Source organism: Nostoc sp. CALU 546 (assembly GCF_048836525.1).
On sequence record NZ_JAWJTF010000340.1, the window covers coordinates 1 to 2,074 of the forward strand.

2 protein-coding genes are annotated in these 2,074 nt (G+C 41.4%); both read left to right on the forward strand.

Translation table 11 applies throughout. The features are described from left to right. Positions 1-376: 376 nt before the first annotated feature. The gene (locus RRG12_RS43470; protein WP_069071104.1) at positions 377-1,447 is read left to right on the forward strand and encodes a PstS family phosphate ABC transporter substrate-binding protein; all 1,071 of its coding nucleotides are present in this window, start codon (positions 377-379) and stop codon (positions 1,445-1,447) included. A gap of 223 nt (positions 1,448-1,670) precedes the next feature. Continuing rightward, positions 1,671-2,074: PstC family ABC transporter permease (locus tag RRG12_RS43475; protein WP_420763312.1), on the forward strand; the 404-nt coding region annotated here is incomplete at its 3' end.

A 2,074-nucleotide genomic window follows, 5' to 3' on the forward strand; every position in this document is an offset into this window, starting at 1 on the left:
GCTTAAGAGTAGGAGTACACAGAACCTAAAGGAGAGGTCTGGGTTCCCATTTCGATACGGAATATCCTACATTAAAGCTGCTTCTTGATTGATAATTGATTGCTACTGTGTAGCAGTAAATTTATTTAAGAATGTGCGAATTCAAAAAAATATTAAAAATGTACCGAAGTTATTTATCTAGTTAGTAGCAACTAGTGGTATAATTTGTATCAAGCTATCAAATAATATGTTTTTTGACGTGTGCTTTTAGTAACTTGAAGTTTTAAAAATTATAAGTATGCATTAGTGTTCATTTAACCATTTCTTAACCTTCCTCTTACTCTAGAGTGCTAATGTTCATACTGTTAATCCATAGCATCATTCTATAAAGATCCTTATGTTCTCTTCAAAGGTGCGGTTGGTTGCTCCCCTAGTTGCTCTAGCAATTGGTATTAGCTCTTGCGGCGATAACAATCAAGCTTCTAACAACTCTAGTCCAGCTGATGGCGGCGCTACCCCAGCCACCAATACAGCAGCCGGATCAAATTTATCTGGAAAAGTCCAGATTGATGGTTCTAGTACCGTCTATCCTATTTCTGAGGCGATGGCAGAAGAGTTTCAAAAGGCTAATCCTGGAGTGCAAGTTACTGTGGCTTCCTCTGGTACGGGTGGCGGCTTCAAGAAATTCTGTGCGGGTGAAACTGATATTTCTAATGCTTCCCGCCCCATTAAGCCCGAAGAAGTGGAACTCTGTAAGAAAGGCAACATTGAGTACATTGAATTGCCCATTGCTTACGATGGTCTTTCCGTAGTAGTTAACCCCCAAAACAACTTTGCAAGTTGCCTCAAAGTTGATGAACTAAAGAAAATGTGGGAACCTGGGGCACAAGGCAAAATCACCCAATGGAACCAAATTAACCCTCAATTCCCTGCACAGAAAATAGGTTTGTACGGCCCTGGTACTGACTCTGGTACTTACGACTATTTCACTCAAGCAGTCGTTGGTAAAGAAGGGGAAAGCCGAGGGGATTTTACTGCTAGTGAAGATGACAATACTCTGGTACAGGGTGTAAGTGCTGACCAAGGCGGTTTGGCTTTCTTCGGCTATGCATATTACGAAAATAACAAAGAGAAGTTAAAGCTGGTTGGCATTGATGCTGGTAAGGGCTGTGTTCAGCCTAGTCCACAAACCATCGGCGATGGTACTTACCAGCCGCTTGCTCGTCCAGAGTTTATCTACGTTAAGAAAACTGCGGCGACTCGTCCTGAAGTCAAGGCTTTTGTTGATTTCAATTATGCTCCGGCAAACCAAAAGCTAGTTACAGAAGTGGGCTATGTGCCTTTACCTAGCGATTTACTCACTGAAGTTCAGGGACGCTTCAATAGTGGGAAAGTAGGCTCCGTTTTTGAGGGTAAGGGTTCTCAAGTGGGCGTTACTCTGAAAGACCTTCTCAAGCAAGAAAAGTAAGAGTTATCCACTAATTGCTTTTTTGAGGAGTTTATCTGCACAATTTGCACTAAGCCCTAGTAGCTGGAAGTGGTAGATTGTAAAAAAAGTCTGCTTATACTTACTTCATTCAAGGTTTATAGTCTTGAAAGTAAGCTTTATTTCTAGTACTAGGGCAGTTCTCATAGAATGGTAGTGTGTCCATAAATACAAAAGGAGTTTTAATTTATGAGGTTGTCCGCAAATGACTTCCAACCCGTTATCTAATCAACCAAGCAATTCCAACTTATGGCAGCCCAATCGGGCTTTGAGTAAACGGGTGGAAACTGGCGTCAGAGCGCTGTTTGCCTTGTTTGCTTTTGTCTCGGTTGTAACCACAATTGGCATTGTCTTAACGCTGATTTTTGAAACTGTTGAATTTTTTCAAGAAGTTTCGATTTGGCAGTTTTTAACAGACACACAATGGACGCCGCTGTTTACTAATAAGCAGTTTGGAATCATGGTGCTAATTAGCGCCACATTGTTGATATCTGTAATTGCGATCGCAGTAGCATTACCACTAGGATTGTTAGCTGCTATCTGCTTAAGTGAATATGCTCCAGCAAAACTTCGCAAATGGCTAAAGCCTGCCCTAGAAATATTGGCAGG